Origin of the sequence: Arminella tubonensis (assembly GCF_003240585.1) — a bacterium.
Classification (GTDB): domain Bacteria; phylum Pseudomonadota; class Alphaproteobacteria; order Rhizobiales; family Rhizobiaceae; genus Rhizobium; species Rhizobium tubonense.
In genome coordinates this window covers 43,689-68,624 of sequence record NZ_PCDP01000038.1, presented here as the reverse complement: position 1 = coordinate 68,624, position 24,936 = coordinate 43,689, and the positions used below count along the sequence as shown (strand labels likewise).

23 protein-coding genes and 1 tRNA gene are annotated in these 24,936 nt (G+C 59.8%); 17 read left to right on the top strand and 7 right to left on the bottom strand.

The genetic code is table 11. The annotated features are described in order from the left end of the window. The first annotated feature begins 123 nt into the window (after positions 1 to 123). Complete coding sequence (locus CPY51_RS17780; RefSeq protein WP_111161568.1) at positions 124 to 2,076, top strand: acetoacetate--CoA ligase; 1,953 nt, start codon at positions 124 to 126, stop codon at positions 2,074 to 2,076. Positions 2,077 to 2,363: 287 nt separating this feature from the next. Beyond that, positions 2,364 to 2,792, top strand: a complete 429-nt coding sequence (locus CPY51_RS17775) for a type II toxin-antitoxin system PemK/MazF family toxin (protein ID WP_111161567.1) — start codon at positions 2,364 to 2,366, stop codon at positions 2,790 to 2,792. A 172-nt stretch (positions 2,793 to 2,964) separates the two neighbouring features. Here the strand turns inward: CPY51_RS17775 and CPY51_RS17770 are convergent, their stop codons facing one another. After that, positions 2,965 to 6,714, bottom strand: a complete 3,750-nt coding sequence (locus CPY51_RS17770; RefSeq protein ID WP_111161566.1) for an ATP-binding protein — start codon at positions 6,712 to 6,714, stop codon at positions 2,965 to 2,967. Positions 6,715 to 6,942: 228 nt separating this feature from the next. Between CPY51_RS17770 and CPY51_RS17765 the strand changes: the two genes are divergently transcribed. From CPY51_RS17765 to CPY51_RS32850, 5 genes are all read left to right on the top strand, one after another. Continuing rightward, the gene (locus tag CPY51_RS17765) at positions 6,943 to 7,392 is read left to right on the top strand and encodes a phasin (RefSeq protein ID WP_111161565.1); all 450 of its coding nucleotides are present in this window, start codon (positions 6,943 to 6,945) and stop codon (positions 7,390 to 7,392) included. 128 nt (positions 7,393 to 7,520) lie between these two features. Next, positions 7,521 to 7,597 (top strand) — tRNA-His (locus CPY51_RS17760). A gap of 160 nt (positions 7,598 to 7,757) precedes the next feature. Further along, positions 7,758 to 8,705: an LAPAL motif-containing putative phage structural protein gene (locus CPY51_RS17755; protein WP_146260143.1), complete on the top strand. Its 948-nt coding sequence runs from the start codon at positions 7,758 to 7,760 to the stop codon at positions 8,703 to 8,705. A gap of 133 nt (positions 8,706 to 8,838) precedes the next feature. Beyond that, complete coding sequence (locus tag CPY51_RS17750; protein WP_111161563.1) at positions 8,839 to 9,279, top strand: DUF4174 domain-containing protein; 441 nt, start codon at positions 8,839 to 8,841, stop codon at positions 9,277 to 9,279. A gap of 36 nt (positions 9,280 to 9,315) precedes the next feature. After that, a complete protein-coding gene (locus tag CPY51_RS32850; RefSeq protein WP_195909564.1) occupies positions 9,316 to 9,480 on the top strand; it encodes a hypothetical protein in 165 nt (54 codons plus the stop codon). A gap of 133 nt (positions 9,481 to 9,613) precedes the next feature. Here the strand turns inward: CPY51_RS32850 and CPY51_RS17745 are convergent, their stop codons facing one another. Then, positions 9,614 to 9,850: a hypothetical protein gene (locus CPY51_RS17745; RefSeq protein ID WP_146260142.1), complete on the bottom strand. Its 237-nt coding sequence runs from the start codon at positions 9,848 to 9,850 to the stop codon at positions 9,614 to 9,616. Positions 9,851 to 10,056: 206 nt separating this feature from the next. Continuing rightward, a complete protein-coding gene (locus CPY51_RS17740; protein WP_111161561.1) occupies positions 10,057 to 10,938 on the bottom strand; it encodes a LysR family transcriptional regulator in 882 nt (293 codons plus the stop codon). Between the two features lie 117 nt (positions 10,939 to 11,055). Between CPY51_RS17740 and CPY51_RS17735 the strand changes: the two genes are divergently transcribed. Both CPY51_RS17735 and CPY51_RS17730 read left to right on the top strand, forming a co-directional pair. Beyond that, a complete protein-coding gene (locus CPY51_RS17735; RefSeq protein ID WP_111161560.1) occupies positions 11,056 to 12,552 on the top strand; it encodes a CoA-acylating methylmalonate-semialdehyde dehydrogenase in 1,497 nt (498 codons plus the stop codon). A gap of 155 nt (positions 12,553 to 12,707) precedes the next feature. Further along, positions 12,708 to 13,055 carry a VOC family protein gene (locus CPY51_RS17730; RefSeq protein WP_111161559.1) on the top strand — a complete coding sequence of 116 codons (348 nt, stop codon included), beginning with the start codon at positions 12,708 to 12,710 and terminating at the stop codon, positions 13,053 to 13,055. 21 nt (positions 13,056 to 13,076) lie between these two features. Here the strand turns inward: CPY51_RS17730 and CPY51_RS17725 are convergent, their stop codons facing one another. Beyond that, complete coding sequence (locus tag CPY51_RS17725; RefSeq protein ID WP_111161558.1) at positions 13,077 to 13,970, bottom strand: TauD/TfdA dioxygenase family protein; 894 nt, start codon at positions 13,968 to 13,970, stop codon at positions 13,077 to 13,079. A 298-nt stretch (positions 13,971 to 14,268) separates the two neighbouring features. Between CPY51_RS17725 and rirA the strand changes: the two genes are divergently transcribed. The 7 genes from rirA (at position 14,269) to CPY51_RS17690 (ending at position 21,282) form a co-directional block, all read left to right on the top strand. After that, positions 14,269 to 14,757, top strand: a complete 489-nt coding sequence (gene rirA, locus CPY51_RS17720; RefSeq protein WP_111161557.1) for an iron-responsive transcriptional regulator RirA — start codon at positions 14,269 to 14,271, stop codon at positions 14,755 to 14,757. Positions 14,758 to 15,106: 349 nt separating this feature from the next. Beyond that, positions 15,107 to 16,702: an ABC transporter substrate-binding protein gene (locus CPY51_RS17715; RefSeq protein ID WP_111161556.1), complete on the top strand. Its 1,596-nt coding sequence runs from the start codon at positions 15,107 to 15,109 to the stop codon at positions 16,700 to 16,702. An 88-nt stretch (positions 16,703 to 16,790) separates the two neighbouring features. Further along, the gene (locus tag CPY51_RS17710) at positions 16,791 to 17,795 is read left to right on the top strand and encodes an ABC transporter permease subunit (protein ID WP_111161555.1); all 1,005 of its coding nucleotides are present in this window, start codon (positions 16,791 to 16,793) and stop codon (positions 17,793 to 17,795) included. Positions 17,796 to 17,804: 9 nt separating this feature from the next. Continuing rightward, positions 17,805 to 18,695, top strand: coding sequence for an ABC transporter permease subunit (locus CPY51_RS17705; protein WP_111161554.1), 891 nt, complete (start codon positions 17,805 to 17,807; stop codon positions 18,693 to 18,695). Then, complete coding sequence (locus CPY51_RS17700) at positions 18,695 to 19,705, top strand: ABC transporter ATP-binding protein (RefSeq protein ID WP_111161553.1); 1,011 nt, start codon at positions 18,695 to 18,697, stop codon at positions 19,703 to 19,705. Before CPY51_RS17705 ends, CPY51_RS17700 begins: the two co-directional genes overlap by 1 nt. Then, the gene (locus tag CPY51_RS17695) at positions 19,702 to 20,655 is read left to right on the top strand and encodes a peptide ABC transporter ATP-binding protein (RefSeq protein WP_111161552.1); all 954 of its coding nucleotides are present in this window, start codon (positions 19,702 to 19,704) and stop codon (positions 20,653 to 20,655) included. The genes CPY51_RS17700 and CPY51_RS17695 overlap by 4 nt, the downstream gene beginning before the upstream one ends. 42 nt (positions 20,656 to 20,697) lie before the next feature. After that, on the top strand, positions 20,698 to 21,282 hold the full coding sequence (locus tag CPY51_RS17690; protein ID WP_420820714.1) for a gluconokinase: 585 nt from the start codon (positions 20,698 to 20,700) through the stop codon (positions 21,280 to 21,282). Here CPY51_RS17690 and CPY51_RS17685 read toward each other — a convergent pair. The 3 genes from CPY51_RS17685 to CPY51_RS17675 form a co-directional block, all read right to left on the bottom strand. Then, positions 21,279 to 22,526 carry an NAD(P)/FAD-dependent oxidoreductase gene (locus tag CPY51_RS17685; RefSeq protein ID WP_111161550.1) on the bottom strand — a complete coding sequence of 416 codons (1,248 nt, stop codon included), beginning with the start codon at positions 22,524 to 22,526 and terminating at the stop codon, positions 21,279 to 21,281. The two genes, CPY51_RS17690 and CPY51_RS17685, sit on opposite strands and share 4 nt — an antisense overlap. Before the next feature lie 88 nt (positions 22,527 to 22,614). After that, complete coding sequence (locus CPY51_RS17680; protein WP_111161549.1) at positions 22,615 to 23,112, bottom strand: isoprenylcysteine carboxyl methyltransferase family protein; 498 nt, start codon at positions 23,110 to 23,112, stop codon at positions 22,615 to 22,617. Further along, positions 23,109 to 24,161 carry a type III polyketide synthase gene (locus CPY51_RS17675; RefSeq protein ID WP_111161548.1) on the bottom strand — a complete coding sequence of 351 codons (1,053 nt, stop codon included), beginning with the start codon at positions 24,159 to 24,161 and terminating at the stop codon, positions 23,109 to 23,111. Before CPY51_RS17675 ends, CPY51_RS17680 begins: the two co-directional genes overlap by 4 nt. A gap of 197 nt (positions 24,162 to 24,358) precedes the next feature. Between CPY51_RS17675 and CPY51_RS17670 the strand changes: the two genes are divergently transcribed. Then, positions 24,359 to 24,895, top strand: coding sequence for a tetratricopeptide repeat protein (locus CPY51_RS17670; RefSeq protein WP_111161547.1), 537 nt, complete (start codon positions 24,359 to 24,361; stop codon positions 24,893 to 24,895). The last annotated feature ends 41 nt before the right edge of the window (positions 24,896 to 24,936 follow it).

Here is a 24,936-nt window from a genome sequence, read left to right as displayed (position 1 = left end):
TGCGTTTGCCGGATATAGGAAATGTAGTCCATATGCAAATGCCGCTTCCGGACAAGCCACCGTTGTCACGATCTTTATAATGCGTTGCAGCATGATATATAGACCGGAACTGGAGGAGTGAGAATGCAAGACGACCGGCCGCTTTGGACACCCTCGGAGCAATCCCGCAGCACTAGTCCGATGCATGTCTTCATGGAAGCCTGCAACGAGCGTTTCGGCTTGGCACTTTCAGATTTTCCGAGCCTGCATGCTTGGTCGATAGCCGACCGGGAGAGCTTCTGGGCGGCAGTTTGGGACTTCTGCGGCATCAAGGGCTATCGCGGCGAGCGGACGCTGGTCCACGGCGACGATATGCTGGAAGCACGCTTCTTTCCGGATGCCGAGCTGAACTTCGCTGAGAACCTGCTGATAAGGTCGGGGGATAGCGATGCGCTGATATTCCGTGGGGAAGACAAGGTGCGCGATCGCTGGTCCTGGGATCGGCTGACGGAAACCGTATCGAAGCTGCAGCAGGCCTATCGGGCGCTTGGCATCGGCAAGGGCGACCGTATCGCCGCGATGATGCCGAACATGCCGGAGACGATCGCCTGCATGCTGGCTGCCGCCTCCATCGGCGCCATCTGGTCCTCCTGCTCTCCCGATTTCGGCGAGCAGGGCGTCATGGACCGCGTCGGCCAGATCGAACCCAAGCTCTTCATCGCCTGCAGCGGCTACTGGTATAACGGCAAGCTGCAGGATGTGACCGAAAAGGTCAGTGCCGTCTCCCGCCGTCTCGGCGTCCCGGCTCTCATCGTGCCCTATGCGGGCGATGCCGATGCGGTTGTCAAGGCAACCGCGAATGCCAGAACCCTCGAGGATTTCCTGACGCCGTTCGAGGCAAAGCCTGTCGAATACGCAGCGTTGCCGTTCTCCCACCCGCTATACATTCTGTTTTCCTCCGGCACGACCGGCGTTCCCAAGTGCATCGTCCACTCCGCCGGCGGCACGCTGCTGCAGCTGGTCAAGGAACACCGTCTGCATTGCGGTGTCCGGCCCGGCGAGAAGGTGTTCTATTTCACCACCTGTGGCTGGATGATGTGGAACTGGCTGGTCAACGGCCTTGCGGCCGGCGCCACCCTCTGCCTCTACGACGGCTCGCCCTTCGCCCCCGATGGCAATGTCCTCTTCGACTATGCGCGGGATGAGAAATTCGCGGTCTTCGGGACCTCGGCCAAATATATCGATGCGGTGCGCAAGAGCGGCCTTACGCCTGCGACCTCCCACGATCTTTCAAGCCTGCGCCTGATGACCTCGACGGGCTCGCCGTTGTCGCCCGAGGGCTTCACCTTCGTCTACGAGGGCATCAAGGGCGATGTTCAGCTCGCCTCCATCTCGGGCGGAACCGATATCGTCTCCTGCTTCGTGCTCGGCAATCCGCTGCAGCCGGTCTGGCGCGGCGAGATCCAGGGGCCTGGCCTCGGTCTTGCCGTCGACGTCTGGAGCGAGGACGGCAGACCCGTGCGCGGCGAAAAAGGCGAGTTGGTCTGCACCAAGGCCTTCCCCTCGATGCCTATCATGTTCTGGAACGATCCCGATCGCGCCAAATACCGCGCGGCCTATTTCGAGCGCTTCGACAATATCTGGTGCCACGGCGATTTTGCCGAATGGACCGAGCATGGCGGCCTGGTTATTCACGGTCGCTCCGACGCGACCCTCAATCCCGGTGGCGTGCGCATCGGCACGGCGGAGATCTATAACCAGATCGAGCAGATGGAAGAGGTCGCCGAGGCGCTGTGCATCGGGCAGGACTGGGAGGACGATGTACGGGTGGTGCTGTTCGTCCGCCTGGTGCCGACGGCAGAGCTGACGGACGATCTGGTAAAGGCGATCAAGACCCGCATCCGCACCGGAGCCACACCACGCCACGTGCCGGCAAAGATCATCGCCGTTAGGGATATTCCGCGCACCAAATCCGGAAAGATCGTCGAGCTCGCCGTCAGGGACATGGTTCACGGCCGACCCGTCCGCAACAAGGAGGCGCTTGCCAATCCGGAAGCGCTCGATCTTTTCGCAGGCCTTGCGGAATTGCGGGAATAAGCGCTGTCAAGGCGGATTTTGCGGGTGAAAGATAGCCGGTCGCCGGTAACCCGGCGTTAAGAAACCTTGGCCAAAAGTAAACCCAACTTGGTGCCATGAAGCTCCAGGACATGGCGTTATGCGCTCAAAACCTTGTTAAACAGCATCGACTTCAAAGGCAGCTTCGGCTGCCTTTTTTTGCCCATGCCTGCAACCAGGAGTAATAGCGCTAGCCGATTGCGCGCTTTCTTGTTACGAAGAGATCATTATACAAAAATAATTTTATACAGCATGACGGTTGAAAATAGATGGCTCTGAAATTCCCACCGCAACTGGGCTTAGTTGTCATCTGCGACTATGCGACGGGTTTTCGGCCACCCGAAATGGTCAAGGAACGACTCGCCATCGTTGTTTCCAAAAGATTGCCTAATAGAGATGGCCTATGTACCGTCGTGCCATTGAGCACATCGCCCAGCCGGTCCGAGATTCGATATCAATGCCAGACAACGTTGCCGTCGGAGGCTCCGCCACCCTATCAAGGCACGATCAAGTGGGCCAAAGCTGACATGCTGGCAACCGTGGCCTTTGATCGGCTCAGTCTCCCATATACCGGCCGCGACAAATCCACTGGCAAAAGAAAATATCTACAGATTGTCCTGGGAGCCGAGGAATTGAAGAAAATCAGGGTGGCCATGCTTCATGCGCTCGATCTCGCGATCTTGACAAATCACCTGTAAACCGCCACTTGTTACGTCGATTGCGCTCGCAGAATATCGTGGTGCGCCTCAAGTCCGCTGAAAGGCGGCGGGCCTATGCAGGACGATATCAAGTCGCAATGGTTGTCAGCCCCATCTTCCGAGGTGGGGCTTTTTATTTTGCCCGACCTGACGAACCAAGAATAGCGGTGACCTAGTTCGCCAGCACGCGCGGCGAGGGGAAGGTGATTTCAACAAGCGTTCCCTCGTTCGGCGCGGAGTTGATCGAGAAAAGCGCCCGGTTGGCGTCGACCATTGCCTTTGTAAGCGGCAGGCCGAGGCCCGTGCCGTCGCCGCGCTTGCGCGAGTTGGTCGCTACCTGCCGGAATGGCTTCATCGCCTGTTCGAGCTCCGTGCGGGTCATTCCGACACCGGTATCGCGGATGCGGATGACCACGCTGCCATTGCCCTCATACGACGTGGACACGACGATCTGGCCGCCGGATGGCGTGAAGCGGATGGCGTTCGAGAGGATGTTGAGCGCGATCTGCTTGATCGATCTGAGATCGGCGACGACGTTCGGGACAGATTGCGAAAGCGCCGTGCGGATGATCACCCGCTGGTTGTTGGCCTGCGGCTGAACCAGCGACACCGCCTCGGCAATCGCCTCGTTGAGGCCGACGGCGCCGAATTCGAGATCCATCTCTCCCGCTTCGATCTTCGAGATATCCAGCAGGTCGTTGACGATATCGAGCACATGGCGACCTGAACGGCCGATGTCGTTGGAATATTCGACATAGCGCGAATGGCCGATCGGGCCCAGCCGCTCGCTCGCCATCATGTCGGAAAAACCGATGATGGCGTTGAGCGGCGTGCGGATCTCGTGGCTGACGCGGGCAAGAAAATCGCTCTTGTGGGCATTGGCGGTCTCGGCGGCGCGCTTGGCGTTGCGCAGGTCTTCTTCCGTGCGCTTCCACTGCGTGATGTCGCGAATGACGGCGCAGTAGCCGTTCGACGAGGTCAGCTTGCCCATGGTCATGAACAGCGGCACGAACCCGCCCGATGCCTCGCGGCCGATGACTTCGCGGCCGTCGTTAAGGACGCTGGCGACGCCGTGTCCGGCAAGACCACTCAGATAATCGAGAACCGCCTTCTGGCTTTCATGCGCAAACAGCATGACGAACGGCTTGCCGCGTGTCTCCTGGTCGTCGTAGTTGAACAGCGCGCTTGCCGAACGGTTCATCGAGCGGATATCGCCTTCCGGCCCTATGATGACGACGCCATCGGTAGCAGTCTCCAGGATGGACCGCAGTTCCTCGACCTCGATCTGGAGCTTCGCCACCTTTTCCAGCATCCGCTCCGGCCGCACTTCTTCGCGGCCGGCAATCTCTGTCAGCTCCGCCGGCTCGTCGTCCTTCTCGATCGGCATCAACGCCAGCATCAGGGCGCTGTTGTCTTCCCAGCGGATGGACTGCAGCCTTGCCGTTACCGGCACCAGCGAATCATCGGCGCGAACGACCATCATGGCGCCCGGGCGGTCTGTCTTTCCGTCGAGGTCGTGGCGCTGCAGCAAAGCGTCCAGTCCGCCGACGCCTTCGATCTCGGAAAGCCCGGCATAGCCCGTCAACCGCAGCAGCTCGGGATTGCCATGGATCAGCCTGTCGCCCGCATGGACGAGAATGGCGATCGGCAGCTGGTCGACGATCTCGGCGGAAAGCCCGCTAGTCATCTTCACCCGCGGCGGAATGACCGTGTTCAGCACGTCAAGCGGGTTGAAATCCTCTTCGGGTGCCGAGGCTGTATCCGGGGCGGTTGTCTCGCCGCCATGGTTGTTGTCGTTGTTTGCAGTCTGTGGCACCGTCGCTTCGATGACATCGACATCGTCTGCCGGCGCATCGGATATTTCGCCCGCAATTGCCGTGTCATCTCCTGGTTCTGCCGGTATTTCTTCGAACGCTGCCAGGATTTCCGAACCGATCAAACCGCCAGCCTGTTCGCTAACCGCCGGCTCCGTCCTCTTGCCGAAGGGTTCGAGTTGCTTGGCAATTTCCCGGAATGCCGCTTGCTCGCTCGCGGACAGGCCGTCGCCGACCGTCATCCGGTGCTCATGCAGCTGGATGATCTTGTCGGAGAGCCGGCGGTTCGGCGTGTCGGCAATTTTCAGCACCGGCGGCTCGGCCGAAAAAGGCAGCTCCGGCTCATCCCGTTCATAGGTAGGAACGAGCGATGCGGGTGCCTCGTCCAGAATATCCGCAGAGATATCCTCGGCAACGACCGGTTCGGCATCTGCCAGCGAAGACTGCTCTTCGGCTTTCTCGTCCTCCTCGACGACCGGGCTTAGCGTCAAGCCCATTGCCATCGGATCCTCGATCGCGTCCGACAGGCGGACGACGCCGAAGCCGCGGAAGCCGTCGAATTCGCGGCTTCTCGTATAGGTCGGCAGCGCCGCCAGGTCGACCGGCACCATCAGGCTGGTGCCTTCGATCGGCCAGTTGATCGTCCTGCCAGACCAGGTGTCGCGTTTTGCCAGCAACTCGGCGATCTTGCCTTCGGGGTCGAGTTTGAACAATGCGGCGATATCGGCAAAGGCCGCACCGGTAACCTTGGCCGCGTGCGGCCCGACGGCTTCGGCGAATTCACGCGAGATCTCGCTGAACCTGCCTTCCGCATCTATCTTCCACACGAACCGGGTCGCGCGACCATTGCTCTTGAAGGCAAAGCCATCAGCCCTCGCGATTTCCGACTCGGCTTGCACGGGCATCGGCGTTTCAGCCGCAGTCGGTTCGATTGTCGCAGGCTGGACAGGCGTCTCCGGCGCAATCTCCGGATCAGAAAGAGCCGCGGCATCTTCCGCAACATCAGCAGTCGGCTCGTCCTCAGACAAACCCGCCTCCGCAGAATGCGGATCGGCCTGCGCCTCCTCGACGGCATCAAGCGCTGCAGCGTCTATATCTTCGGCGGTTGCTCCGTCGAGCACGGCAAGGGCTTCGACATCGGCCGGATCGTAATCCGCGATTTCTTCCGTGACATCGGCCTCATCGGTCGGAATTTCCTCCGGCACTTCCTCGACGTCCACAATGCCGGCGACGGCCTCGATGACGTCGGTAGATGGATTTGTCGTGATTGGAGCCTCTGTTGTCTCCACAGCATTGACCACCGTCTCCGGCATGGTCTCGGCCGCCGCTTCAGCCTGCGCGACGATCTCCGCCGCCGGCAGGGCGACTGCGACAGCCTCGACCGGCACTGGCTCTTCGGAAACAAAGCCTGAGGCAGGCTCCTCGACCGGGTCCAGGTGACCGATCGCCATTTCGACGACGAACAGCAGGTGCAGGGCAGGGATATCGGAAAGCTTTCCGACGGCGGCCGGCAGGTAGCCCCTGCCTGTCGGGATGGGACGCTTGATCATTCGCTCGGGTTGCGCGCCGGCCATGATCACCAGCATCTTTGCCGTCTGCGGCGTGATGCCGAGCGCGCCGAAACGCGGCGAGGAGGCGATGATATCGCCGTCGCGACCGATGACGGCCATGTGCGTGTCGGGGTCGTCGAAGCCTTCAAGCATGCGGCGGGCACTGTCGGCAGTCTCGAGCGGCTTGGAGGCGACGGGAGTGGAAAACAGGATTGCTTCCTCGCCGGCCTGGATGCGGATCATCTCGACGGCAGCATTGGCGACGACGCGCTGGAAGCCCGAGGTCATGCGGATGAGAAAGCTGCGGGTATCGCCCACGGCTGCAAGCTGGCGGGCAGTCGCCTCGATCTGCCGGAAGGAGACATCGCCGGGCTTCGCACCCTGGTCGAGAAAATCGTAGATGGCGGCATAGCCGAACAGGTCGGCGCCGGCCCCGTTGGCCCAGAGCACGCGGTCAAGCCCGGTCGAGAACAGCACCATGGCCTCGCCACGAGAAAAGCGCTCGCGAATGCGCGGATGCACTGCGATGTCGATGAACGGGTACTGGACTGCGGGCATTATCCAACCTGTTGTTCGGGCTTGACGCCTTCTCTAGTCTTTAACGCTTTATTAATAACGGCGCCCCGATTGCAGGTCCAGCGACGCCGCCTGCTTTCGGGCGAGAAGGTTAACGCGTTGTGCGGCGCACAAAAATGTTGCACTGCACAACGAGATGTACTATATCAGCGTCATCGAGTTCATTGCGGGCACCTTTGTGGAGACAGCCCGCCAGAAGGAGTGCTGACAATGGCTACCATAAAGAGAGATGACGTTTTTTCAATTGCCGCCTTCGATCCGGCAAAGATGTCCGAGCAATTTCGTGATTTCGCCGAGCAGGGCGCAAAGCAGTCCAAGGATGCCTTCGCCAAGATGAAGACGGCCGCCGAAGACGCCGGCAAGACCGTGCAGTCGACGATGCAGACGGCGCAGGCCGGCTCCGTCGAAATCGGCCTCAAGGCCATCGACGCGCTCCGCACCAATGCCGAAAACTCGCTTTCGCACATGGAAGCTTTGCTCGGCGTCAAGTCCGTTGCCGAGTTCTTCGAGCTGCAGACGTCCTTCTTCCGCAAGCAGGCTGAAGTGACTGCCGAACAGGCAAAGTCGATCCACGAAACCTCGACCAAGGTTGCCGAAACGCTGGCAAAGCCGGCCAAGGCCGCTGCCGAAAAGGCCATGGCATCCTTCAAGGCTGCCTGACACCTAAAGCCTCAGAGAAAAAAGGCCGGAACCCGCTTCCGGCCTTTTTCCACATTAAGACCAGATAAGACTTGAAAAAAATCTGAAGTCCTCGTATTTCACCCCCGTCGCGTCGAACGCGATGTAGTGCGGTTGTAGCTCAGTTGGTTAGAGCGCAGGTTTGTGGCACCTGAGGTCGGAGGTTCGAGACCCCCCAACCGTACCATTTCTTTCCACAGAAAATTATGAACTTGTCAGGTCCGCAGGTTGCGGATCAGTACCCACGCAACATTCCGCGGGGTTCTCCAACGATTTCGCGGAAAACGGGAAAAATTGTTTGACGCGTTGTATCGTAGGTAGTCTCCTAAGGTTTTCTTGGGGGGATAATGGTGTCAGAAGTGAGCAAGGCGCGGTTAACGATAGCGTATGATGGAGAAGCCGTCCGCGATGGAAGCATGGACGTGCGCGACCTTGCGCCGGCGCTGCTGGCGGTGGGGCAGTTATTCGATGCGGCGAACCGTACATTGAACGGACCCGACGCCCCTAAAATGACCGTGAATGTGGTTGCGACTGCACCCGGCTCGTTTGAGATTAGCGTCGACATTATCCAGTCGCTCTATGAGCAAACCAAATTACTGCTCAATGGTGACGCGATCACCGCCGCGTTGAACCTGAAGGAATTGATTTTTACTAGCGTGGCGGCCGTTACCGGCACGACGGCCACCGGTATATCGTTAATCCGGTTGCTCAAGTGGTATAAGGGCAAAAAGCCCGATCGCGTCGAACGTCTGAGCGAAGACACTATCCGCCTGACCTTCGACGGTGTGTCGACTGACGTTCCCCTCCGGTTGCTACGCCTCTACCAAGACCTGTCGGTGCGCAAGGCGGTAGAGGGCGTGATCACCGATCCGCTGCTCAAGGATGGTATCGACCAGTTCAAAGTGATTGAAGCCAAAAAGGTTGTCGAGGAGGTAGACAGGCACGAAGCCGCGTACTTCGTTGCTCCCGAGCCTGAGGGAAAGGTCGTTCTAGATGACATTCGAAAGGCCGCATTCTCCATCATTTCGTTGGCCTTCAAAGAGGACAACAAGTGGAGGCTGCATGACGGTAACGCTCAGATCAGCGCGACAATTGAGGACAAGGACTTCCTCTATAAGGTGGACCACGCGCAGATTTCGTTCACGAAGGGCGACATCTTGGTGTGCGAGGTAAAGGTCACACAAACCCAGACTAGCGGCGGTCTAAAAGCTGACCATGCCGTCATAAAAGTCCTGGAGCATATTAAGACCCCACAGCAAATGGACCTGCTGATCGAAGACCCAAGGCCTAAGTAACTGATGCTTAGACAGCAGCGATCTGCGCAGTAATGTTCTAAAGGCAGATATTCGCGCCACGACCATCCCTCCCCATCAAATCATGGAACCCTCCCGGCCCCTCCTCGTTCATCAAATGACAGGAGACCCGCCCATGACCAAAACGATGCTTTACGGTGCCACGAAAGTGGATGAGACGAACGTTGCCTATGCGGCAGCGCCGAGCCTTGAGCAATTCCAGTGGAAGAGCCGCGTGCTTGTAGTTTTCGCGAGCGATGACGATCCCAAGGGCGAAAGCCAGGTGAATGAGCTTCTGAGCCAGCGTCTCGGGCTTTCCGAGCGCGATATCGTGGTGTTGCGGGTGCGCGATGATGTCGTTCAGCCCGTCTTTGGCGAGGCTGCGGATTTGAGCGCCGACGATCTCCGCCGGGACCTGGAGGCGGTTGACGCGGCAGAGTTCGCCGCGGTGCTGATCGGCAAGGACGGAACGGTCAAGCTGCGCGTCAGCGAGCCGATTGCCGGCCCTGAGCTCTTCTCGATTGTCGACAGCATGCCGATGCGCGCGGCTGAAGCGACGCGCCGGCAGGTGCAGTAGCGCCTGTCCACCCAACTCAGGAACAGGAGTTTGGCGATGTCCGTCCCAAACGAACCTATCCAGCCGCCGATGCCAGCCCCGGGCTGGACACCAAACGTGCCCATCAAGGAGCCGGAGCCGGATACCCTGCCGGACGAGGCGCCTTTGCCCAACCCGGACGAGAATGACGAACCTCCGCAGCAGGTTCTTTGGGCGCGATGATCGAGCATAGATCTACCTATGTAGTGGTCGAGACGGTATGATCAAGCGTGTAGTTGTGGCCACCATCTCGCTGTAAAACTTCCGGTGCACGTTCCTGAACGCGAGGTTAAAATGGGTCGACGGGAAAGTAAGATCATAACCGATATGCAATATACAACAAAAGTAAGAAAATAAGTATCCCGAATATCCGCAACCGCTTTACCGCGACTTGAACGCCAGCAATTTCAGCGGCCAATGTATTGGTATTGACGGCGGACTGTTTCTTCACTTTATTCAGCGCGTTGTCGGTGACCTCCTCCAAGAGATCCTCAAGTTGCCGCCGTTTCGGATTGCTCCGCTGTGAATTCAATGGTTGTTCTAGGCGCATCACGTTCCTAACTATCCGGATTTAGCTGCGCTGAGCGCAGGCTTGACACGGACAAAATATCATAATGCAAGGCATTTAACAGTGAAAAACAACCTTTGAGAGATATTATAGTCGATACTACATTAGGATGTTCTCGGTGAATTTGAATTGGATCTGCAAGCGCACTGGCGGGCTGGAACTTTTAGTCTCAGTTCTCTGGCGTTCGCGGCCTAAAGAAATATCTGCCGTTCCGCGCTCACAAGTTCCTGCAGATAGTCGACCACGGTCCTGACCCGCACCAGATCGCGGGCGCTTTCGTGGTATGTCGTCCAGTAGCCGCGACGAATTGCGACGTCCGGCAGGATGCGCACCAATTCCGGATATTGGCGGGCGATGTAGTCGTGCAGAATGCCGATCCCGGCTCCGGAGCGCACCGCCTCGGTTTGCCCGATGGCGGTCGATATCTCGAAGGAGGCATCCCAGCTCCGCATCACCTCGCCGGTGAAGTCGAGCGATGCGGTAAAGATCAGGTCTTCGACATAGCCGATGCGCGGATGGTTCTTCAGGGCCTCGACACTTTCGGGCGTGCCTGCCTCGCTGAGATAGCTTTTGGAAGCGTAGAGGCCTAGCGTATAATCGGTAAGCTTCGAGGAGATAAGGCGGCCCTGTTCGGGACGCTCGAGCGTGATGGCGATATCGGCCTCGCGTTGCGACAGGGAAAAGGAGCGCGGCACAGGCACCAGCTGGATGCGCAACTCCGGATGTCGCGCGATTAGGCTGCCGAGACGCGGCGCCAGAAAGGAGACGCCGAAACCGTCAGGCGCGCCGATGCGCACGGTGCCGGCAATCGTGCTGTCGAGATGGCCGACGCTTGCCTGCGCCCGCAGCATTTCGGTTTCCATGCGCTCGGCGGCATGAAGGAAGATCTCGCCTTCCGCAGTCAGCTCGCAGCCATTCGTGCGACGGACGAGAAGACGGGCCTTCAAGCGCTCTTCAAGCGTGGTGACCCGTCGGCTCAGCGTCGCGTGGTTGACCCCAAGCCGCTTCGAAGCGGCCAGAATCTGCCCTGTACGGGCGACGGCGAGGAACATGCGGACATCATCCCAATCCATGTGTTAGCCCTTGGACTTTAATTTACGCACAACGGATGCTTATAGCAGCGCATTGATTTGTGCAAATTGAAGTGCGAAACTGCATCATCCAAGAAATCCTAGAGGAGGAGACATATCATGCGTGAGATCGGTCATTTCATTGGCGGCAAGCATGTCGCCGGCACCAGCGGACGCACCAGCAACGTCTATAACCCGGCAACCGGCGAAGTGCAGGCGACCGTAGCGCTTGCCAGCACGGGCGAGCTGCGCGCCGCTGTCGAGAGCGCCAAGGCGGCACAGCCGAAGTGGGCGGCGACCAATCCGCAGCGCCGCGCCCGCGTCTTCTTCAAGTTCGTCGAGCTTCTGAACACCCACATGGACGAACTCGCCGAGCTTCTCTCGCGGGAGCACGGCAAGACGATCGAGGACTCGAAGGGCGACGTCGTTCGTGGCCTGGAAGTCTGCGAATTCGTCTGCGGTATTCCACATCTGCAGAAGGGCGAGTTCACCGAAGGCGCTGGCCCCGCGATCGATATGTATTCCATGCGCCAGGCGCTTGGTATCGGCGCCGGCATCACTCCGTTCAATTTCCCGGCGATGATCCCGATGTGGATGTTCGCGCCGGCAATCGCCTGCGGCAACGCCTTCATCCTCAAGCCGTCCGAGCGCGACCCGTCGGTGCCGATGCGCCTTGCCGAGCTGATGATCGAGGCGGGCCTGCCCTCCGGCATCCTCAATGTCGTCAACGGTGACAAGGCCGCCGTCGACGCAATCCTCACCGACCCTGATATCGGCGCCGTCTCCTTCGTCGGGTCCACGCCGATCGCCCGCTACGTCTATGGCACCGCGGCGATGAACGGCAAGCGCGCCCAGTGCTTCGGCGGCGCCAAGAACCACATGATCATCATGCCCGATGCCGATCTGGACCAGGCCGTCAACGCGCTGATGGGCGCAGGCTACGGCTCGGCCGGCGAGCGCTGCATGGCAATCTCGGTCGCTGTTCCGGTCGGCGAGGAAACCGCCAATCGCCTCGTCGCGAAGTTGACGCCGAAGATCGAGGCTCTGCGCATCGGCCCCTACACTGACGACAAGGCCGACCTCGGCCCGCTCGTCACCAAGGAAGCTCAGGCCCGCGTCACCGGCCTGATCGGCCGCGGCGTCGAAGAGGGCGCCAAGCTCGTGGTCGACGGCCGCAACTTCAAGCTCCAGGGCTATGAGGACGGCTATTTCGTCGGCGGCTGCCTGTTCGACAACGTGACTGCAGACATGGACATCTACAAGACCGAGATCTTCGGGCCGGTCCTGTCAGTCGTCCGTGCCAAGAACTACGAGGAAGCCCTCGACCTGCCGATGAAGCATGAATATGGCAATGGGGTCGCGATCTATACCCGCGACGGCGACGCCGCCCGCGACTTCGCCTCGCGCATCAATATCGGCATGATCGGCATCAACGTGCCGATCCCGGTTCCGCTCGCCTACCACTCGTTCGGTGGCTGGAAGGCCTCCAGCTTCGGCGACCTCAACCAGCATGGCTCCGACTCGATCAAGTTCTGGACGAAGACGAAGACCGTCACTGCCCGTTGGCCCTCTGGCATCAAGGACGGCGCCGAATTCGTCATGCCGACGATGAAGTAGGATTTTAGCCGCATTGGACTAGACACGGAGCCGCCGCCCATTGTTTCATGGGCGGCGGCTTTCGTTTGTTAGAGATTGCAGTTCGTCCCGCCGCCGCTGCTTGCAGTGTCCTTGATGGAATGCTAGAACAAAACACGAACGAGAGGAACCCCGACATGACCGGCAACTATCAGATCGACTATATCGAGTTTCCGTCGACGGACGGCCTGAAGACCCGCCGTTTCTTCGAGGAGGCATTCGGATGGAATTCGGTGAGCTACGGGCCGACCTATCACGCGCTGGAGGCGGCAGGCATCGAAGCAGGGATTCAGGGCGATAGCCAGGAGACGACGGCAGCACCGCTTGCCGTGGTCAGAACCACGGACCTTGACGCGGCACAGCGCGCCGTCGAACTCTCGGGCGGCGTGGTCACCCGCCCTGCATTCAACTTTCCCGGCGGTCGCCGCTTTCATTTTCGCGAGCCGGGCGGCAGCGAAATGGCGGTTTGGATCGCGGTGCCTTGAGCCGCTTTGAAGACATCGCGCTCACGATAGCGGCACGCCGCCAACGGTAATGCGATGCATGAGCCTGCGCTGGCCCTGATAGTCGTTCAGAGCCAGATGCCAGGTAGAGCGATTGTCCCAGAATGCCACCGAGCCCTTGGCCCAGCGAAATCGCGTTACGAACTCCTGCCGTTGCGTGTGGGTGTAGAGGTAGGATAGCAGCGACTGCGATTCCTCAGCCGTCCATCCCTCGATCCGAAGCGTGAAACTTGGATTGACGTAAAGCGCCTTCCTCCCGGTGTCCGGATGAGTGATGACGACGGGATGAACCGCATCCTGCGTTGCCAGTTCAGGGTTGAGCACTCTGCCCTTGAGATCGTTTTGTCCAAGGTGGGTGCTGCTTTGAGCGCCAAAGACGTGGCGGCTCGAATGGACCGCGCGCAAGCCCTGCAGCGTGTGCTTCAGGCCATCCGACAAGTGCTCATATGCGGCATAGGCGCTGGCAAAAAGCGTGTCGCCGCCAACGTCGGGCACGTCGATGGCATAGAGGATCGACCCCTTGGCCGGCGCTTCGTCGTAGGAATGGTCGGTATGCCAGCCTCCGCCGAAATTGGCCTTCTGGTGTGCTTCCTTGACGACTTCCGCAATCTCCGGATGGCCGTCGACCGATTTGAAGAAGCGGTTTATGTTGATTTGGCCGAACTGCGCGGCAAACTGGATGTGCTGGTCCGGGGTCAAGGTCTGGTCGCGAAAGAACACGACGCCGTGATTTCCGAGTGCCTCGTCAATGGTGGTCTTTTCATGCGCGGCGAGCGGACGGGAAAGATCGATGCCGTCGATCTCGGCTCCAACAGCGGGACTAAGCCGACGAATGGAAATCCCAGTTCCGAACTCGGATGCCCTGTCGTGATTTACAGCCTGTCTAATCGCGCTCATTATACATTCCTCTTTGAAAATTGAACTGATCCAAAGATGTCTAAATCCATAAAGATTATCGAGAAATAGATTTTCAATCTCAGGTCGCGACGTGGATTTTTTCCGCGGTGATGGCGCTGCAGGCAACGTGCGACGTCCATGAGAGCCCTATACAAGGCGAAGTCGGGCTCCAGATAGGCGAGGGAACCGCGATTTGTGGATGTCGATAACGTGACTCTCTATTTCATCTTTTGGAATTGTTCAAAACTGGGAAACGTCTTATATAGCTCCTTGCAAGGCCGCGATTCAGGAGATCCACATGCGTTTGACGAAGCAGACAAACTACGCAGTTCGCATGTTGATGTATTGTGCCGCCAATGACGGCTATCTGAGCCGTATCCCGGAAATCGCCAAGGCCTACGGTGTCTCCGAGTTGTTTCTGTTCAAGATTCTCCAGCCGCTGACCAAGGCCGGCCTCGTCGAAACGGTTCGCGGCCGCAACGGCGGTGTGCGTCTCGGGCGCGCTGCCACCAAGATCAGCCTGTTCGATGTCGTCAAGGTGACCGAGGATAGCTTCGCCATGGCCGAATGCTTCGAGGATGGCGCTGTGGAATGCCCGCTGGTCGATAGCTGCGGCCTGAATTCGGCGCTGCGCAAGGCGCTGAACGCCTTCTTCGACGTGCTTGCCGAATATTCGATCGACGATCTCGTCAAGGCTCGGCCGCAGATCAATTTCCTGCTCGGCATCACAGATCACGATCACAAGGCCCTGAACAAGCGAATTGCATTCAGCGTCCCGGCGGCCTGAGCTTTAGCGTCAATCTGATTTGTCTTTCAGCTGCGGCTGCCTCTGGCGGTCGCAGTTTTCGTTTGAGGAAAGGGTGCCGCGGCTGCGCGCATCTCCCATTCTTCATGCGTCGTCATATGAAGGCATGCTAAAATATTTCGAATGCGTCAAAAATGGCGTCGTTTTTGTCGGATTATTACCAATACACCGTCAATTTTGTTGGATTTTTCCTAAAGTGAACCATTTGGAAAATTTTTCTGCGGTCCATGTTGCTTTCATAAATTAAATATCGTTCCATCTGCCGTCTTTCCGGATTGCGAAACCCGGAAACCACAACTTTAAAACAAGAACAAACCTGGGAAACGATAAAATGAAAAAGATCTCTGTCCTTATGGCAGTGACCGCCCTGGCTACGGTCATGGCGACGTCGGCTTGGTCGAAAACGCTGGTCTATTGCTCTGAAGGATCGCCGGAAGGCTTCGATCCTGCGATTTATACTGCGGGTACGACGTTCGATGCGTCCTCGCGCACCGTTTACAGCCGTCTCGTCGAGTTCAAGCATGGCAAGACGGAGATCGAGCCCGGCCTGGCCGAAAGCTGGACCGTTTCCGACGACGGCAAGGAATATACCTTCAAGCTGCGTCCCGGCGTGAAGTTCCAGACCACCGATTTCTTCACCCCGACGCGCGACCTCAATGCCGATGACGTCATCTTCTCGTTCGAGCGCCAGCTCAAGGCCGACAGCCCCTGGGCGAAGTACGTCTCCGGCGGCTCCTATGAATATGCGGCCGGCATGGGCTTCCCGACGCTGGTGAAATCGGTCAGCAAGGTCGACGACCTGACTGTCAAGTTCACGCTCAACAAGCCGGAAGCGCCTTTCATGGCTGACCTTGCCATGGATTTCGCGTCTATCATGTCGAAGGAATATGCCGACAAGCTCGCGGCAGACGGCAAGATGGGGCAGTTGAACCAGCAGCCCCTCGGCACCGGCCCGTTCACCTTCGTTGCCTACCAGCCCGACGCGGTTATCCGCTACAAGGCCAACGACACCTATTGGCACGGCAAGGAAAAGATCGACGACCTCGTCTTCGCGATCACGCCTGATGCATCGGTTCGCGTCCAGAAGCTCAAGGCCGGCGAATGCCAGATCATGCCTTATCCGAACGCTGCCGACGTCAAGGACCTCAAGGCCGATACGTCGCTCAAGGTTCTCGACCAGCCTGGCCTGAACGTTTCCTATCTCGCCTACAACACGCTGATCGCACCGTTCGACAAGCCGGAAGTGCGCAAGGCGCTGAACATGGCGATCAACAAGCAGGCGATCGTCGACGCCGTCTTCCAGGGTGCGGCGAGCGTTGCAAAGAACCCGATCCCGCCGACCATGTGGTCCTATAACGACGCCGTCCAGGACGACAAGTACGATCCGGACGCCGCCAAGAAGATGCTGGCCGACGCCGGCGTCAAGGATCTCAAGATGAAGATCTGGGCGATGCCGGTTTCGCGTCCGTACATGCTGAATGCCCGGCGCGCTGCCGAACTGATGCAGTCTGACCTGGCCAAGGTTGGCGTAACGGTTGAAATCGTCACGCACGAATGGGCCGATTACCTGAAGCTCTCGTCCGCCAAGGACCGTGACGGTGCCGTCATCCTCGGCTGGACCGGCGACAATGGCGATCCGGACAACTTCCTCGACACCCTGCTCGGCTGCGATGCCGTCGGCGGCAACAACCGTGCGCAGTGGTGCAACAAGGAGTTCGACGACCTGACGAAGAAGGCCAAGCAGACCGCCGACGTCGCGGAACGCACGAAGTTCTACGAGCAGGCACAGGTCGTCTTCAAGCGCGAAGCTCCATGGGGCACGATCGACCATTCGACTGAATTCGTTCCGATGAGCGCCAAGGTTTCCGGCTACGTGCAGGATCCGGTCGGTGTTCACCGTTTCGATGGCGTCGATATCGCTGAATAACGAAATATATGCAAAGATGCCCGGCTAAGGCCGGGCTTGACCGGCGGTCGGGCTTTCCTGACCGCCGGAACAATATTGGACATATGTCATGTTGCGATTTTTTCTCGGCCGTATATCGGTCCTGATCCCAACGTTCCTCGGCGTCTCGCTCATCGCTTTCGCGTTCATCCGTCTGCTGCCCGGCGATCCGGTCATGCTGATGTCGGGCGAGCGCGTCATGGCGCCGGCCCGGCACGCGGAGATCATGCACGACCTGGGTCTCGACCGTCCCGTTGCCGTTCAGTACCTGAGCTATCTCGGCAATCTCCTGCACGGCGATTTCGGCACGTCGATCGTCACGAAGCGGCCTGTGCTGACAGAGTTTCTGACGCTGTTTCCAGCGACGCTGGAGCTGTCGCTCTGCGCCATGATCCTGGCCATCTGTCTCGGGGTGCCGGCTGGCGTGTTCGCCGCGGTCAAGCGAGGTACCTGGTTCGACCAGACAGTCATGGGCGTCGCCCTTGTCGGCTATTCAATGCCGATCTTCTGGTGGGGCCTGCTGCTGATTATCGTCTTCTCCGGCTACCTGCACTGGACGCCGGTCTCGGGCCGCATCTCGCTGATGTATTTCTTCAAGCCGGTCACCGGCTTCATGCTGATCGATAGTCTTCTCTCCGGCCAGGCCGGTGCATTCAAGTCCGCACTGAGCTACCTGATCCTGCCGACGGTCGTGCTTGCGACAATTCCGCTTGCCGTCATAGCGCGCCAGACCCGCTCGGCGATGCTGGAAGTCCTTGGCGAAGATTACGTGCGTACCGCACGCTCCAAGGGTCTGAGCACCTTTCGCGTCATCGGCGTGCATGCGCTGCGCAACGCCATGATCCCGGTCGTCACGACGATCGGTCTCCAGACCGGCGTGCTTTTGGCCGGCGCGATCCTGACCGAGACCATCTTCTCATGGCCCGGCATCGGCAAATGGATGGTGGATGCGGTCTTCAAGCGCGACTACACCGTCGTTCAGGGCGGATTGCTGCTGATCTCGGTGATCATCATGGTCGTCAATCTGGTGGTGGACCTGCTCTACGGTCTCATCAACCCCCGAATTCGTCACTAGGAGCGGCCCATGAGCATGGCAAGCGCCAAGTCCGCCCAGCCCTCCGCCCTTTCGGAGTTCTGGTATTATTTCTCCCGCAACAAGGGTGCCGTCATCGGGCTGGCGGTGTTCATCATCGTCCTCGTGCTGGCGGTCTTCGCCCCATTCGTCTCGCCACATGGCCCGAGCGAACAGTTCCGCGACGCGCTCCTGGCGCCACCGTTCTGGATGACCAACGGCTCGTTCTCCTTTCCGCTCGGCACCGATGCCGTCGGCCGGGACATCATGACCAGGCTGATTTTCGGCGCGCGTTTCTCGCTGTTCATCGGCCTCGTCGTCGTCACGCTGTCGGTCGTCTCGGGCGTGCTGATCGGGCTTGTCGCCGGCTATGTCCGCGGCCGCACCGATATCGTCATCATGCGCATCATGGACATCATCCTCGCCTTTCCGTCGCTGCTCCTGGCTCTCGTGCTCGTCGCGGTGCTGGGGCCGGGCCTGCTGAACGCGATGATCGCGATCTCTCTCGTCAACCAGCCGCATTTCGTCCGTCTCACCCGCGCCTCTGTTATGACCGAGCGCGAGAAGGAATATGTCATCGCCTCGCGCGTTTCCGGAGCGGGCAATCTCAGGCTGATGTTCAAGACCATCCTGCCGAACTGTCTTGGGCCGCTGATCGTTCAGGCGACGCTGGCCTTCTCCGCCGCCATTCTCGATGCGGCGGCACTGGGCTTCCTCGGCATGGGCGCACAGCCGCCGACACCGGAATGGGGAACGATGCTGGCCGAAGCCCGCGAATTCATCCAGCGGGCCTGGTGGGTCGTCACATTCCCGGGACTCTGCATTCTCATTACCGTCCTTGCCATCAATCTGATGGGCGACGGCCTGCGCGACGCGCTTGATCCAAAGCTGAAGAGGTCCTGATGCCGCTTCTCGATATTGAAAATCTCACCGTCGAATTCCAGACGTCTTCCGGCCTCTTCCGCGCCGTCGACGGCGTCTCTCTCGGTTGCGACAAGGGCGAAATCCTCTCGATCGTCGGCGAATCCGGCTCGGGCAAATCCGTGTCGATGCTCGCCGTAATGGGCCTTTTGCCCTGGACTGCCAAGATCACCGCCGACCGCATGTCGTTCGACGGCAAGGACCTGCGGCAGATCTCGTCGCGCCAGCGCCGCAAGATCGTCGGCAAGGACATGGCGATGATCTTCCAGGAGCCGATGTCGAGCCTCAACCCGTGCTTCACCGTCGGCTTCCAGCTGGGGGAGACCTTGCGCGTCCATATGGGCCTCAATCGCCAGCAGCGGCGTGACCGCTCGATCGAGCTTCTGCAGCTCGTCGGCATTCCCGCACCCGAGGAGCGCCTGTCGGTCTATCCGCACCAGCTTTCCGGCGGGATGAGCCAGCGCGTGATGATCGCCATGGCGCTTGCCTGCAATCCGAAGCTCTTGATCGCCGACGAGCCGACCACGGCACTCGACGTCACGATCCAGGCGCAGATCCTCGATCTGCTGGCGCGGCTGCAGCAGGAGCAGGGCATGGCTCTGGTCCTGATCACCCACGATATGGGCGTGGTGGCGGAAACCGCCGAGCGCGTCCAGGTCCAGTATGCGGGCCAGAAAGTCGAGGAACAGCCGGTCAAGAACCTGTTCCGAGATCCGCACCACCCCTACACCGCGGCACTGCTCTCGGCGTTGCCGGAGCGAGCAATCGTCGGCCAGCGGTTGCCCTCGATCGCGGGCGTCGTGCCGGGTCAGCATGATCGCCCGACCGGCTGTCTTTTCGCGCCGCGCTGTTCGTTCGCGACGGCGGAATGTGATCGCGGCGTCAAGCGGCAGGGGCCAGAGCTCGGCCTTGCGCTTTGTAATTATCCATTGAAAGACGGCAAGCCCCTCGGTCATCCGAGCCTTGTCGTACCCGCAGGAGGCCTGGCATGACGGGCGCAGTTCTCGAAGGGCGCGATCTCGCCCGTTTCTACACCGTCAAGCGCGGCATGTTCAAACCGGAGGCGACCGTCAAGGCGCTGAACGGCGTGAGCTTCAGCCTTTATTCCGGCAAGACGCTCGCAGTCGTCGGCGAATCCGGTTGCGGAAAGTCGACCCTTGCCCGCCTCGTCACCATGATCGAGGACCCGACGGCAGGCGACCTGCTGATCGACGGCAAGCCCGCTCGCATCGGCGACCGCAGCCTGCGCAGCCAGGTGCAGATCGTCTTCCAGAACCCCTACGGCTCGCTCAATCCGCGCCAGAAGGTCGGCTCCATCCTTGAGGAGCCGCTGAAGATCAACACCAACGACGATGGTCCGACCCGCCGCCGCAAAGCAGAGGCGATGATGGAGCGCGTCGGGCTGAGGCCGGAACATTACGATCGCTATCCGCACATGTTCTCCGGTGGCCAGCGCCAGCGTATCGCGATTGCCCGCGCCCTGATGCTGCGGCCGAAGGTGCTGGTGCTTGACGAGCCGGTCTCGGCGCTCGATCTCTCGATCCAGGCGCAGGTGCTGAACCTGTTGATGGATTTGCAGAAGGAGATGGGGCTCGCCTACCTCTTCATTTCGCACGGCCTGTCGGTGGTGCGTCACATCGCCGACGAGGTGATGGTGATGTATCTCGGCCGCCCGGTCGAGACCGGCACGGCGGCCGAAGTCTTCGCCCATCCGCGCCATCCCTACACGGCGGCACTGTTGTCCGCGACGCCGATCGCCGATCCCGAACGGGAGAAGAACCGTATCCGCTTGCAGGGCGAACTGCCGTCGCCGCTCAATCCGCCGATGGGGTGCCACTTCAATCCGCGCTGCTGGAAAGCCCAGGATATCTGCCGCAAGGTCGAGCCGGAACTGACCGGCGAAGGCACGCAGCATTTCGCCTGCCACTTCCCGTTGGACTAAGAGCATTTTCCGAGAAAGTGGATACCGGTTTCTCGAAAGAAAATGCGACAATCTCTGAGAGCGCAAGCAGTGACCGACGGAGCGAAAATGCCAAGCGGAGAAAAGAACCCCACCGCGATCATCGTCATGGGCGTGAGCGGCAGCGGCAAGACCTCGGTTGCCGAGGCTCTTGCGGCCGAACTTGACCTGCATTTTATCGAGGGCGACGCGCTGCACCCCGCGTCCAACGTCGAGAAGATGAGCAAGGGCATTCCGTTGACCGACGAAGATCGCATGCCCTGGCTCGACCTGATCGGCGCCGAGATCGCGGCCGCGTTGAAGCGGGGCGAAGGGATCGTCGTCTCCTGCTCAGCGCTGAAAATAATCTATCGCGACCGTCTGCGCAGAGAGGCTGGCGGACCGCTCTATTTCGTTTACCTCGAAGGCTCGAAAGCGCTATTGGCCTCCCGCATGGGCGCGCGCAAAGGCCATTTCATGCCGCCGTCGCTGCTCGAAAGCCAGCTGAAGACGCTGGAAGTGCCGACCGGAGAGCCCGGCGTCGTCACTGTCGATATCGACGATACCGTCGGCAATATCGCAGCGGCCGCGGCAAGGGCGCTTGCATCGCTGCGTCGAGCGCCCGATTAGGGCGCAAAACGCTCCGGCGCATAGGCTGAAACATCGATAAACGGCTTCTCGCCTAATATCAGTTCCGCCAGCACGCGACCGGTGACCGGACCGAGCGTCAGTCCGTGATGCGCATGGCCGAAAGCGAACCACAGCCCTTCATGCCGCGGCGCCTTGCCGATGATCGGCATCATGTCGGGCGTGCAAGGGCGGGCACCCATCCACGGTTCAGGATCGAGCCGTTCGCCGAGCGGGAAAATCGTCCGCGCCACTTTCTCTGCTCGGTCGAGCTGGACCGGCGTCTTCGGGGCATCTCGCCTGGCGAATTCCGCGCCGGTCGTGAGCCGTATGCCCTGGTTCATCGGCGCCAGGAAATAGCCGCGCTCCTTGTCCAGCGTCCAGTTGTTGAGAACCGCGTTGCCCTCGACGGCATAGTGCATGTGGTAGCCGCGCTTGACCCCGAGCGGAAAATTATAGCCGAGGCGGTAGGTGGCGGTGTCCGCCCACGGGCCCAATGCCAGTACCGCGTCATCAGCCTCGATCGAACCTTCCGAGGTCATGACCTTCCAGCCACTCCCGAACTGGCCGAGCGATGCCGCGTCGCCATTGGCAACGCGGCCGCCGAGGCTTTCGAAATATCGGAGATAGGCATTCGTCAGTCCCAGCGGATCAAGCACCGACCACGGATCGCGCCAGCGCAGGCCGCCGATGAACGGCCCTGAAATATTCGGCTCGAGACGGGCGATATCCTCTTTGGACAGCGCCTCGTAGTCGACGCCGAACTCCAGTCGTAGCCGCTCGGCCTCGGCCAGTTCCTCGTCGCGTTTGGCAGCCGTACGGAAAATCTCCATCCAGCCGTCCTTGCGGATCAACTCTTCCGCGTGGGAGGCAAGGATCAGGTCGTTGTGCTCGGAGACTGAATTTTCGATCAGCGGAGCGTAGGCCCGCGAAATCACGTCGTGCCGCTTGCTGTTGGAATTCCACCAGTAGCGGGCGAGAAAGGCGAGCTGCCCCGGCAGGGCGCGCATATGATAATGCGCGTCGATGCGATTGTTGATGGCATAGCGAAGAAGCAGGCCGAGCTGTTGCGGAAAGCCATAGGGCACGACACCCTCGCGCTGGATCAGGCCGGCATTGCCGTATGACGTTTCCTTTCCGGGTGCCTTGCGGTCGATCAGGGTAACCTGTCGCCCGCGCCGCTGGAGATGGATGGCAGTCGATACGCCGACGATGCCGGCGCCAAGCACGATTGCGTCTTTGCTCATTGTTCCCTGCGGTCTTTTCGGTAGTCCCAGCTCTCGAAAATGCCTGTCTAACTGCCGCTGCGCAAACGAAAAATGAGATTGTTCAAGCTTAAAGCATATCGGCGGCCAAGGCTGCGTTTTCTTCGCCGATCCGCACCCGCAACATGGCGGCGTTGAGCAGGGAAAAAACCAGCGCGTAGTAAGGAAGCCCGAACGCCAGCGGCAGGACGGCAATCTCGCCGATGACGATCGCGTAGTTGGGATGATTGAGGAAACGATACGGCCCGGAATGCACCAGCGGCGCACCGGGCAGTATGATGATCCGGGTCGTCCACCGGTCTTTCAGCGTCGCCAGAACCCAGATACGCAAAAGCTGCAGCGACATGAAGACGAGGAACCAGACGAGATTGACCGGTCGATCGGGCGCGGCCACCCACAGGCCGGCGAGCCAGAGGGTGTGCAGAAGCACCATGTAGGGATAGTGCTCGGCGCCGACCTCCCGGCCGCCCCTCGCGAGAAGCAAAAGCGTGTTGCGACGCGCGTAGAATAGCTCCGCGAGCCGTTGCAGCGTGACGAAGGCAAGGAGGGCGATAGACGGCCACATCATGCGGTCCTCTTCAAGGTGACGCAGCTTGCCGTAAACCCCGGTCCCATGGCGATCATCGCCGAGCGTTCCGGAAGGCCGGCAGCGATTGCCCGCTGCAGCACGAACAGGACGGTCGGCGACGACATATTTCCGTAGTCGGAGATGATATCCCGCTCGTGGTCGAGAGAACCGGGCTCGAGCGCAAAGGCGGTCTCGAGCGCAGCGAGCACCTTGGTGCCGCCCGGATGGCAGATGAAGCGGTCGATATCGGCAACGGTCAGGCCGGCGCGCGCCAAAATACTGCTGACCGCCGGCTTGATATTGTCAAGCGCAAATGCCGGCAGTGATTGTTCGAGGATGATGCCAAGCCCGGTGTCGTCGATTTTCCAGCCCATGATCCCGAGCGTATCCGGAAACAGGTGCTCGCCGCTCGATTCCACTTCCGCAAGTCCGCGATGCTGGGTGCGAAGGATGCAGGCTGCGGCGCCATCGCCGAAAAGGGCCGTCGCAATGATGTTCGGCCGCGTCAGTTCGTCGAGCCGGAAGGCAAGCGAGCAAAGCTCGAGGGCGACGAAGAGAACGGTGGCACCCGGACGACTCTTCGCCATCCGCGAGGCGATCGCGAAGCCGGAGACGCCTGCCGCACAGCCAAGGCCGAAGATCGGCACGCGTTCGATGTCAGGGCGAAAGCCTATGCGACCGGCAAGCCTCGCCTCGAGGCTTGGGGTGGTGAACCCGGTCGATGAGACCGTGACGATGCAATCGACTTCCGAAGCTTTCATTCCGGCGAGAAAGAGTGCCTCCGTCGTCGCCTTGACGAAAAGTTCGCTGGCAACTTCGGCATAGGCTCCCATGCGGTCCTGCCAGCCATGCGGCTCGGAGAACCAGGACAGCGGGCGCGCCGCATGTCGCTTGAAGATGCCGGCATTGTCGAACACCCGGGCAAGAAGCTTGAATTCTCCGTAGCGGTCCGAGAAAAGCCGAGCTGCCGTCTGACCCGCATCCGATTGATAGATAATGTGCTCGGGATTGGCGACTGCCAGGCTCACGAGCTTAACTGTTTCGGTCACTATGTGTCTCCTTCACACCCATGTCGGGCACAGGTTCAAACACTTCTACGTCCGGAAAAATTCGTGGACCGAAAATCACGAAAGCGTGATGGGTCTATATGCGTCGCCAGCAATAAAAAATGGCGATCTCACCGAATAAAACTGGATGATGCGGTGTTCTCCAGCCGCAACGTTCATTTTTGCCAAGGAGAAGACCCATGACATCAACCGCAATCCGCCTGGCTTCGATCGCGCTCGGTACCTGCCTGACGCTCGGTGCGCTTTCCATTCCTGTCTTTGCGATCGGCGATAACGAAAGCACGACCCCGACCTGCAAGAAGGGCGAGATCTACGACAAGAAGGCCAAGAAGTGCGTGAAGCAGCAGGGCGCCAATATAACTGACGAGAACCGCGCCGACTACGCCTATTCGCTGGCCAAGGATGGCCGCTATGAAGAAGCGCTTGCCATGCTCGATACGCTGAAGGACCAGAACACGGCGGAGGCATTGAACTATCGCGGTTATGCGACGCGGAAACTCGGTCGTACCGACGAGGGTATCTCCTACTACCTGAAGTCCGTCCAGCTCGACCCGAAATACGCAAAGGTCCGCGAATATCTCGGTGAAGCCTATGTCATCAAGGGTCAGATCAATCTTGCTCAGGATCAGCTGAACACCATCAAGTCGATCTGCGGCACCAGCTGCGAGGAATATCAGGATCTCCACGAGGCCATCCAGGACCCGTCAAAGATCTGACACCGACGCTCCGCCGACATACGGCAGGCAGGTTATGGTTA

Coding starts and splice junctions, on each gene's coding strand:
- CPY51_RS17670 (WP_111161547.1), top strand. CDS start 24,359: ATGACATCAACCGCAATCCGCCTGGCTTCGATCGCGCTCGGTACCTGC.
- CPY51_RS17685 (WP_111161550.1), bottom strand. CDS start 22,526: ATGAGCAAAGACGCAATCGTGCTTGGCGCCGGCATCGTCGGCGTATCG.
- CPY51_RS32850 (WP_195909564.1), top strand. CDS start 9,316: ATGTCCGTCCCAAACGAACCTATCCAGCCGCCGATGCCAGCCCCGGGC.
- CPY51_RS17775 (WP_111161567.1), top strand. CDS start 2,364: ATGGCTCTGAAATTCCCACCGCAACTGGGCTTAGTTGTCATCTGCGAC.
- CPY51_RS17725 (WP_111161558.1), bottom strand. CDS start 13,970: ATGAGCGCGATTAGACAGGCTGTAAATCACGACAGGGCATCCGAGTTC.
- CPY51_RS17710 (WP_111161555.1), top strand. CDS start 16,791: ATGTTGCGATTTTTTCTCGGCCGTATATCGGTCCTGATCCCAACGTTC.
- CPY51_RS17695 (WP_111161552.1), top strand. CDS start 19,702: ATGACGGGCGCAGTTCTCGAAGGGCGCGATCTCGCCCGTTTCTACACC.
- CPY51_RS17770 (WP_111161566.1), bottom strand. CDS start 6,714: ATGCCCGCAGTCCAGTACCCGTTCATCGACATCGCAGTGCATCCGCGC.
- CPY51_RS17735 (WP_111161560.1), top strand. CDS start 11,056: ATGCGTGAGATCGGTCATTTCATTGGCGGCAAGCATGTCGCCGGCACC.
- CPY51_RS17750 (WP_111161563.1), top strand. CDS start 8,839: ATGACCAAAACGATGCTTTACGGTGCCACGAAAGTGGATGAGACGAAC.
- CPY51_RS17730 (WP_111161559.1), top strand. CDS start 12,708: ATGACCGGCAACTATCAGATCGACTATATCGAGTTTCCGTCGACGGAC.
- CPY51_RS17680 (WP_111161549.1), bottom strand. CDS start 23,112: ATGATGTGGCCGTCTATCGCCCTCCTTGCCTTCGTCACGCTGCAACGG.
- CPY51_RS17740 (WP_111161561.1), bottom strand. CDS start 10,938: ATGGATTGGGATGATGTCCGCATGTTCCTCGCCGTCGCCCGTACAGGG.
- CPY51_RS17715 (WP_111161556.1), top strand. CDS start 15,107: ATGAAAAAGATCTCTGTCCTTATGGCAGTGACCGCCCTGGCTACGGTC.
- CPY51_RS17755 (WP_146260143.1), top strand. CDS start 7,758: ATGGTGTCAGAAGTGAGCAAGGCGCGGTTAACGATAGCGTATGATGGA.
- CPY51_RS17690 (WP_420820714.1), top strand. CDS start 20,698: ATGCGACAATCTCTGAGAGCGCAAGCAGTGACCGACGGAGCGAAAATG.
- CPY51_RS17780 (WP_111161568.1), top strand. CDS start 124: ATGCAAGACGACCGGCCGCTTTGGACACCCTCGGAGCAATCCCGCAGC.
- CPY51_RS17700 (WP_111161553.1), top strand. CDS start 18,695: ATGCCGCTTCTCGATATTGAAAATCTCACCGTCGAATTCCAGACGTCT.
- CPY51_RS17765 (WP_111161565.1), top strand. CDS start 6,943: ATGGCTACCATAAAGAGAGATGACGTTTTTTCAATTGCCGCCTTCGAT.
- CPY51_RS17705 (WP_111161554.1), top strand. CDS start 17,805: ATGAGCATGGCAAGCGCCAAGTCCGCCCAGCCCTCCGCCCTTTCGGAG.
- rirA (WP_111161557.1), top strand. CDS start 14,269: ATGCGTTTGACGAAGCAGACAAACTACGCAGTTCGCATGTTGATGTAT.